The sequence below is a fragment of the Flavonifractor plautii ATCC 29863 genome, assembly GCF_000239295.1.
In the GTDB taxonomy this organism is placed as follows: Bacteria; Bacillota; Clostridia; order Oscillospirales; family Oscillospiraceae; genus Flavonifractor; species Flavonifractor plautii.
Genome location: NZ_JH417750.1, coordinates 1 through 8,527, shown reverse-complemented (window position 1 = coordinate 8,527; position 8,527 = coordinate 1). Strand labels below are relative to the sequence as shown.

The window sequence follows — 8,527 nt, the reverse complement described above, 5'->3', positions numbered from 1 at the left end:
TTCACCGTCCAATATGTTTGACAAACCTACAGAACAAAAGAAAGTATGTGTAACAAAATCGTTGGCAAGGGGTGCTGGTACCAAAATTGGAGCCAGTAGAAAGTGTTGTTCAAGGTGAATGGCCTCGGCGTAAACCGGGCCAAGCGCACTCAGCCAGCACAGTCATTCTGTGGTGTGCATCTCGGACAGCGGGAAGAATTTGGTCAGGCAATACTTCGCGGCTGGATGGAGGTCACCAGCAGACAGTAAATGCGGTGGGATATAGATTTCACTCATCTGTTTGTTGGTTTGCTTTGCAGATATGGGAGCCGTTATTGTGTATAGCTTAGAGGGGGCCCCGTGGGCCGTCCAATCCCGCAGAACACGCCGCAGATGGCCGGTGCGGTGCAAGGCGAGCAAAGCCGCAAGGTTGTTGGCCCCGGCCACGCTCCAGCAGGTGCGGTTGTGCTTCATCCGGTTCCCAATAATGGTAAAGATGTTGCTCTCCATGCTCCCACACCGGGCGGGCTGCTGGCCCTCGTTGGGCAGCGGGGGTTTTCTTCCACTCCGTTGGTAGTATGGAATAAGGGATTTCCGGTAGTTGTTGAAGTAGGTAAACAGCTTCCGCCGCTTCTCTTGTTCGTCGGGATCCAGTGTGCTCTCAATAGATGCCTCCACCACAGCAATCGCTTCTTTGACTTTACGTGCATGAAATAGCTCCAGGATGGTTTCCTGGAGGTCTGGGTCATTCACACAGGTACGCACAGCCCGGTTCCGGTGGAACAAATCGAGCTGGTAGGTACATCCAGGCACCATATTCCGTTGCAGCCAGGTTCCGCCGTCGCTGTTAAAGACCCGTCGCTTCACGCAGTCCACAGCATAGAAGTCGGCCACTACACCCTCGGCGTGGCGGCGGAAGTGTTCCGCCTGTTCCATGCTGGCGTATGAAACCTTGTTGGCAAGGCTTCGCCGCCCGCTGGCGTCCTCGTAAATCCCGGAGTAGGCAATAGACACCTTCATCTCTTTGCTGGGGCCGTGTTCCAGCCGGTCTTTCCCTTGCAGAGCAAGGTACACGCCGTCCATCTCCTCATACAGTACCGGCGTTTCATAGGTCCCAGACCCGCACTCGGCCTTTGCCGCCGCCGCCAGGCTGTCCACTCGGGCTTGCTCCCAGCTCCCAGCGTTCTGGACAATGCGCCAGACGCTCTCGTGGCTCAGGCTCAGCCCGGTCAGATCGTTGAGTGTGGCGGCTGCCGTCCGGTGACTCACCGCACAGGCCGCTTCCACCGCCATCATACACACAGTATCGCTGAAAAGGCCTACCGTGTCAAGGCCCATGCTCCTGTCCAGCAGGTATACCGTTGCCCTGGGCTGCTCCGCGGCCCCGGACAGCAGGTAGACATGGCGCTGGTACCCCACCTCGCCCATCACTGTTTTGAGCGTGGTGGGCCGGTAGCCCTTGTCCCGGTACATCCCACGGTCCCGCTGCCGAGCGAGCGTCCGATCCGCCTCCTCTATGCACTGGCGCATGATATTGCGGCCGAGGGAGAGAACGGCTTCGTACACCGCTTTCTCCAGTGTGGCGATGTCTACAAACTTCTCGCCCCACTGAAAAATCTGCTTGCCTTGTGTCTCTAACTTTGTTACCATTACCTTGGGACTCCTTTGCAGTAGGTGTTTGTTCTCAACTCACAATTCTACTGACTTTGGAGCCCCAAGGGAAGCGATGTTTTCACCGTTTCCCTTTTTCTTTTGCCTACGATAATTTTACACTAACAAAAGAAACGTGCGCCATCCGGCTCAAGCCGGACGGCGCATTTTTATACAGTCTTCCGTGGATCCTGTGCCGGACACTTCAATAAAAACGAATCTAACGTTACTAAAGAGTCTTCTTTAACACTATAATATCGTCCCGCAGATAGTCCAGAAACACTGCCATGGCGGCTGAGACCGCCACATTCTTTTGCAGCAGATATCCGACATGGAGTGAGTCGGAGATCTCCTCTACCGGCATGGCAACAATCTCACCCATCCCGCTGTGGAAGGCATCGGCGTTGCTGTTGGTCAGGTCCGGACCTATGCTGAACGCATCGGTAAACCGAACCAGCGCCACCTTGCTGCACCGGTCGGAGACGTGAACGGTCTTTTCCGCAATCTGATGGAACACAACTTCTTCGGTGTATTCAGAGCGATCCGCCTCCTGGTCATAGGTTACGAAGGGGTATTGGAGCAGTTCGGCCATGCTGACCTTGTCCCGCTTCGCAAGAGGGTGACTTCTACGCAGGAAGGCATACGTTGGCAAGCGTTCTAACTCGGTGAAAGTCACATGGTTTATCTCAAAGGTCTTTTCCAGTGCTGGAATGTACTGGTCGTGCAGGGCCACCACCCCCACATCACTTTTTCCAGCAGCCACGTCACTAATAATGGTATAGGTTGGGCACTCCCGGATGGCGATATCATAGCTGTTCCAGGAGAGCTGCTCCATAAATCTCTGGAATGCCCGGACGGCAAAGGGAAGCCGCTGGGTCGAAACCGCGAACCGTGTAGGCGCATATCTCCGGTGGCGATAACGCCGTTCCAGGGCGCGGCTCTGCTCCACAATTTCGCGGGCATAGCGCAGGAAGTCCTCCCCGTCGGGGGTGGGCTGGATACCGCGGTTACTCCGCAGGAAGAGTTGAGTTCCAAGCTCGGCCTCCAGCTCCTTGATTGCGGAGGACAGGGTGGACTGAGAGATGTAAAGGGCCTTGGCGGCCGCAGAAAACGAACCGTACTCCGCCACTGCAACCACATATTTTAGATTTTGAAGCGTCACAGAGGTCACCTCCCAATGGGCGTTTAATCCCTCATATAGGAAAAGTTCTCAATCAGTTCCCGGGTATAGGGGTGGGTAGGGGCATTCAGTACGGTTTCTGTCTCCCCTTGTTCCAGCAGCTTTCCCCGGTACATGATGCCAATCTGGTTGCTCGCGTGGCGCAGCAAATCGAGGTCGTGGGAGATGAGAAGATAAGATACTCCGGTTCGGAGCTGAACCTGGTGCAGCAAATCCATGATCTGGGCCTGTACCGACACATCCAGCATAGAAGTGGGCTCATCCAGTACAATAAACTCAGGCTGGAGCAGCATGATGCGTGCCAGCACAATGCGCTGAATCTGACCGCCGCTGACTTGGGAGGCCCGGCGCTCCAGCAGCTCCGGCTGAATGCCATAGGGCTCGATATGGGCGCGAATTATTTCATCCATATCCTGCTTGCCGGGCAGATCGTGGAGCAGAAAGGGCTCCCGCAGACTGTCCAGCACTGTCATCCGCGGATTTAGCGAAGTGTCCGGGTGCTGAAAAAGCATCTGAATGCGCCGGCGGTAGGGGAGCATCTTTCGCTGAGGAATGTCCAAGAGGTCCGTCCCGTCATAGAGAACTGTCCCGGAGGAGGCCGGGAGAAGCCGGGTAATCATCCGACCCAAAGTGGATTTGCCACAACCGGACTCCCCCATCAGCCCATAAGTTTGTCCGGGCCCGATGGCGAGGGAAACATCGTCCACCGCCTTGTGGGTGCGTCCGCGAAGGCGATTGGAGTGAAAACTTTTTGAGAGGTGCTGGACTTCAATCGTAGCGATGGCAACACACGCTCCCTTCTCCACAGGGGATGGATTTCGGCTCTGTATGCCGGCAACGAGCCTCCGCGTAAGGGCACCGGGGATGGAATACGCAGCCGGAGGGCTGGTCGGTAAAGGCGGGAGAAAAGCCCGCCATAGGCTTCATGCCCAGGTGGGGCAGCGAGGCGATAAGCCCCTGGGTATAGGGGTGCCTAGGGTGCTCAAACAGTTCCCGCGCCGCGTTGGTCTCCAGGACACGGCCGCAGTACATGACAACGATACGCTCGCAGAATTTGCGGGCCAGCAGAAGGTCGTGGGTAATGACGATGAAGCCGACGCGGTACTGGTCCCGTACCATACAGAAGGTGTCGTAAACCTGATTGCGCACCACTGCATCCAGTCCCTTGGTGGGCTCATCTGCGATCAGCCATTGCGGACGTGCAGCCACAGCGATAGCTGTCAGTACACGCTGGCGCATGCCACCGGAGAGCTCGAAGGGGTAGGCACCTGCAATCTGCTCCGGGTCGGAAAAGGCCATCTGCCTGAGAAGCTCCAGCGTGAGTCTCCGGCAGTCTGGGGTACTTTTTCCAGCCAGACGGAAGACCTCCTCGATCTGGCGTCCCACCCGCACGCTGGGATTCAATGAGGTGGCCGGGTTCTGAGCCACCAGAGCAATCTCTCTGCCGCGGACTGTGCACAGCTCCCGCTCGGACAGGGCAGTGAGCTCCCGCTCTCCCAAAAAGATCTGTCCGGTGACAGAGGCGTTGGACTGAAGCAGTCCGAGAATAGACAGGCCCAGCACAGACTTGCCGCTGCCCGTCTCTCCAATGATGCCGGTGACCTGCCGCTCCGAAAATGCGAGGGAGACATGGTTGACGGCGGGAATATCACCCGAATGGGTAGCAAAGAGGACGCAGAGGTCCTTTGTATACAGTTCCATGTGCGTCCTCCCTTTACAGCATGCGGGCCGCGCCGTCATCGTGGTCAAGGCAGTCCCGGAGATAATCAGCAATCAAGTTGATGCTCAGGCAGAACAGAGTCAGGCAGGCCGCAGGGGCCAGTAGGACAAGAAAATCCTTCACATAGTAGAGCTTGGCATCGTTAATCATGATCCCCCAGTCCGCTGCGGGTGCCCGCAGGCCCAGGCCCAGGTAACTCATGGCGGCCACGGTGAGCACCGTAGAGCCGATCCGTGTGGCGATTAGAACCAGCAGAGGGAGCAAGATATTGGGCAGGATATGGCGCCGCATGATATAGAAGCTCCCGCCGCCCATGGCCCGTGCGCCCTCGATATAGTGCAGCTCGCGGATCTCCAGAACTTGATTGCGCACAATACGGGAGAATCCAGCCCAGGAGCTGACCACAATGGCGATCAGCAGACTGCGCATACCGGGGCCCAGCAGTCCCAGGATGGCGACCACAAAAGCGGTGCTGGGGATTCCTTGGAAGATATTGACCACAGCCTGAATCAGTTGATCCAGCCATCCCCCCAGATAACCGGACACCAGGCCGATAGTCATGCCCAGCAACAGAGTGCATCCGGTGGCGAAGAAAGCGATGAACACAGAAGAGCGGCTGCCGTAGATAAGCCGGCTCAGCAGATCACGGCCGATATGGTCGGTACCCAGCCAGTGTTCAGGGGAGGGGGCGGCAAGGCCGTTGGCCATATCCACCGCGTTGGGGTCGCAGGGTGCCAGAAAATCAGCAAAGACCCCTACCAGCAGGAAAAGAACAAGCACAGTTAGTGAAAGGATGAACAAGACTTTTTTACCACGCATGCTCAGCCCCCCAATCGAATCTGCGGGTTCAGCCAGGCGCAGATCAGGTCGGCCAGCAGGCAGACCAGAACAAAGACGACACCGGTAAAAAGCACATAGCCCTGTATGGCGATATAGTCCCGATTATTGATGGCGGTGAGGGCGTAGCTTCCGATTCCTGGGACGGAAAATACGCTCTCCGTGATCATGGAGCCTCCCAGAAGACCGCCAAAGGTATTGGCGATATATGTAATGGATGGAACCAGAGAATTTCGCAGTGCATGACGGGAAATGAGCTGGCCCCTCCGCAGGCCTTTGGCCTGGGCGGTCAGAATGTAATTCTTGCTTAGCTCACCCAGAATGGAAGAGCGAAGCAGCCGGATAACCACACAGGCCGAGCCGATGGAAATAGCCAGACAGGGCATGAGGAAGCAGGACAGTGTCTCCGCGCCGCTGGTGGGCAGGATACGCAACTTCTGGGCGAACAGCCAGATCATAAAATAGGCTAGGCAGAAACCAGGAATGGACATTAGAAACACCAGCAGAACCCTCCCGAGCAGGTCAATGAATTTGTCCCGGAACAGTGTAAGCAGCAGGCCGCCAGCAAGGCCCACCACAGTAATGACCAGCAACGCCATTCCGCTCAGCAGGAGGGTGTTGGGCAGCAACCGGAGGATCTCACCGAGCACCGGCTTGTCGTCAATATAGGATTCCCCTAGATCACCGTGGGCTGCGTTCCAGATCCAGCGCCCGTATTGCACCAAAATGGGATCATCTAACCCCATTTCCGCCCGGAGTTCCTGGATTTCCTCCTCAGTAGGGATATAGTTGGGATCGGCGCTGGCCCGATTGGTAGCGGGGTCTCCCCGTGCAACCAGCCCCAGACCGAAGGCCAGAAAGGTGATGCCGACCAGAATGGGAATTGTCCACAATATTTTTTTTGCGGTATAGCGCAGGGTTTGATTCAATGAAATTCCTCCCTTGAAAAACACCGCGCCAAAGCACAGCTTTGGCGCGGTGTGGCGGTTACTGCGCGTTCACCCAGGAAAGATGACTCAGATCCAAATGGTCACTGAAATCCTCGTAGCCTGTAATCTGCTCCTGATTGTAGATGAGGTTGCTGGTGTCGTAGAACAGAGGAATAACAGGCAACTCAGTGTTGGCAATCTCCTGGAGCTCCACGGCCAACTCATGGAAACGGTCGTCGTCCAGGGTGGTCTTCATCTCGGCCAGCAGCTCGTCCACGTGGGGGTTGCTGTAGGCCAAATGCTGGGATTTATTGTAAGACCCTTCGCTGCTCATATAGATATCCAGGAAGTGGTAGGCATTGAGGTTGGACATACCATGAGTCATGAAGTTTGCCCCCAGTTCACCGGCCTTGGACATCTCAGAGTAAGTAGAGGAGTCAATCACATTCACGGTGGCATCGATACCGATCTGGGAAAGCTGGGACTGGATATACTCCATCATCTCCTTATAAGGGCCGCGGTCCAGATACAGAGAGCGGGTATACATATCCAACGGAAGGCGCTCGTCCCCCAGCACCTCACGGGCCAGCTCCTTGGCCTTGTCCATATCATACTCTACGGGCAGTTCTACCCAGTCGGGGCACATACGGTTAATCAGGTTCTGCGTTGGCATGGCATAGCCGCCCCAGAGCTGGTCCACAATAAGCTGACGGTCAATGGCCAGACTTACCGCCTGACGCAAACGCATGTCGGAAAATTTGGTGCCCTCACCCTTAAGAAGCATTATATGGGTAATATTGGAGGTCTGCACCGCCATGGCAAAGCGGTCATCCTTGAGAAGCTCGTCCCCCAGGGCGGCAGGCATAGCCCCGAGGTCCAGCACCCCCATGACCTCCTCGCTGTCCAAGGCGGCATAGCGGGCCTGAGGGTCAGTGATGATGCGCACGCGGATATTCTTTGTTTTGGCGGGCTCTCCCCAGTAGCCGTCAAAAGCAGTGATATCAACGTACTCATCCTCTTTGATATCCTTGATAATATAGGGGCCAGTGCCGACAGGCTGCTCAGTGAAGTACCCGGTTTCCGTGTCCCAGGAGCCGGGGTAGAAAATACAGCTTGCAGTGTCCTTCATGTTAAATAACAGCCGGGGGATGGGGTCGGTAAAGCTGACATTGACGGTGTAGTCGTCGACCTTCTCACAGCCAATGAGGCCGGGGTAGAGCTCGTCCACCTTGAATGTAGTATACTGGGAATAGCCGCTCTCCATGAGCTTGTAACGGTTGAAGTTCTCCACCACGATATCAGCGTTGAAGTCCTCTCCATTCTGGAACTTAACGCCCTGCCGAAGGTGGAACGTCCAAACAGTGGCGTCTTCGTTGCGCTCCCAGCTCTCAGCCAGCACCCCCATGGGGTTTCCGCTCTCATCCACGGAGATCAGCGGTTCCCATGCACCCAGGAGCTTGTGGGAGAAATAGACATCCTCCAGACCAGGGGCCAGAGTACGGGCACCAGCCAAAACGATCATATCGTCTGCGGTGTGACCGGCGGATGCGGGTTCCGCGCTGGGGGAGGGGGCAGTTGAGGGGCTCTCTTGGGTGGCGGGGCTGCCGCAGGCCACCAGAGACAGGGCAAGTGCCGCGCTCAGCAGCGCAGCAGTCAGGCGTTTTTTCAGATTCATAGAATCCTCCTTCTTTCGGTCCAACTTATATCTGGAAACGCGCAAGTCCTGCGGATGCAGAAAATGTGCCGGTTCCACGGCCGTCTTCCAGAGTCAGACCCCATAAGAGGAAAAAAAGCAGACCATTAAAGGTCCGCTTCGCACAAACAGCGTTTCCGGGTTTCCAGCGGAAATCGCCTGTCCCATTTGTGTCGAGAGGCCTTGACCGGAAGCATCAACATACTTCATCAAGCAGGTTTCCTGGCTCACAGATCGCCGCACTGACACGCCTTCTCGTGTAATTTACACAATGGCATATGTGAAAGTGCTCCCTGTTCACAGTGACCGGATCGCTCGGGACTTCCACCCGATTCCCTTTTCTCCGCTGAAACGCACAAACAAAGCGGACACTTGACGAAAAACAATATTTTATTGTGGATATTATCATAGCAATCTTTCCCACGGAAGTCAAGCAGATCCCCCAGGGAAGCCGCAGGCACGGGCAGATCTGCTATCGGAAAAACCAATATTCAATAAGGGAAAATGTGTAGGTTTGTCAAACATATTGGACGGTGAAC

At 55.9% G+C, this 8,527-nt stretch carries 7 protein-coding genes and 1 riboswitch; all 7 genes read right to left on the bottom strand.

Features of this window, described 5'->3' with window-relative positions; genetic code table 11:
- Positions 1 to 162: 162 nt before the first annotated feature.
- On the bottom strand, positions 163 to 1,629 hold the full coding sequence (locus HMPREF0372_RS08755; RefSeq protein WP_007491039.1) for a UPF0236 family transposase-like protein: 1,467 nt from the start codon (positions 1,627 to 1,629) through the stop codon (positions 163 to 165).
- 229 nt (positions 1,630 to 1,858) lie between these two features.
- Complete coding sequence (locus HMPREF0372_RS08750) at positions 1,859 to 2,791, bottom strand: LysR family transcriptional regulator (protein WP_039997023.1); 933 nt, start codon at positions 2,789 to 2,791, stop codon at positions 1,859 to 1,861.
- Positions 2,792 to 2,814: 23 nt separating this feature from the next.
- A complete protein-coding gene (locus tag HMPREF0372_RS08745) occupies positions 2,815 to 3,516 on the bottom strand; it encodes an ATP-binding cassette domain-containing protein (protein WP_080568021.1) in 702 nt (233 codons plus the stop codon).
- Between the two features lie 61 nt (positions 3,517 to 3,577).
- A complete protein-coding gene (locus HMPREF0372_RS08740) occupies positions 3,578 to 4,510 on the bottom strand; it encodes an ABC transporter ATP-binding protein (RefSeq protein ID WP_007491036.1) in 933 nt (310 codons plus the stop codon).
- A 13-nt stretch (positions 4,511 to 4,523) separates the two neighbouring features.
- Complete coding sequence (locus HMPREF0372_RS08735) at positions 4,524 to 5,348, bottom strand: ABC transporter permease (RefSeq protein ID WP_007491035.1); 825 nt, start codon at positions 5,346 to 5,348, stop codon at positions 4,524 to 4,526.
- A 2-nt stretch (positions 5,349 to 5,350) separates the two neighbouring features.
- On the bottom strand, positions 5,351 to 6,295 hold the full coding sequence (locus HMPREF0372_RS08730; protein ID WP_034566845.1) for an ABC transporter permease: 945 nt from the start codon (positions 6,293 to 6,295) through the stop codon (positions 5,351 to 5,353).
- Positions 6,296 to 6,353: 58 nt separating this feature from the next.
- A complete protein-coding gene (locus HMPREF0372_RS08725) occupies positions 6,354 to 7,970 on the bottom strand; it encodes an ABC transporter substrate-binding protein (RefSeq protein WP_021631857.1) in 1,617 nt (538 codons plus the stop codon).
- A 213-nt stretch (positions 7,971 to 8,183) separates the two neighbouring features.
- Positions 8,184 to 8,379, bottom strand: a riboswitch (cobalamin riboswitch).
- Positions 8,380 to 8,527 lie beyond the last annotated feature (148 nt).

What these genes read in the sequence shown, in the direction of transcription:
- HMPREF0372_RS08755 (WP_007491039.1), bottom strand. Translation starts at nt 1,629, where the DNA reads ATGGTAACAAAGTTAGAGACACAAGGCAAGCAGATTTTTCAGTGGGGC.
- HMPREF0372_RS08740 (WP_007491036.1), bottom strand. Translation starts at nt 4,510, where the DNA reads ATGGAACTGTATACAAAGGACCTCTGCGTCCTCTTTGCTACCCATTCG.
- HMPREF0372_RS08725 (WP_021631857.1), bottom strand. Translation starts at nt 7,970, where the DNA reads ATGAATCTGAAAAAACGCCTGACTGCTGCGCTGCTGAGCGCGGCACTT.
- HMPREF0372_RS08735 (WP_007491035.1), bottom strand. Translation starts at nt 5,348, where the DNA reads ATGCGTGGTAAAAAAGTCTTGTTCATCCTTTCACTAACTGTGCTTGTT.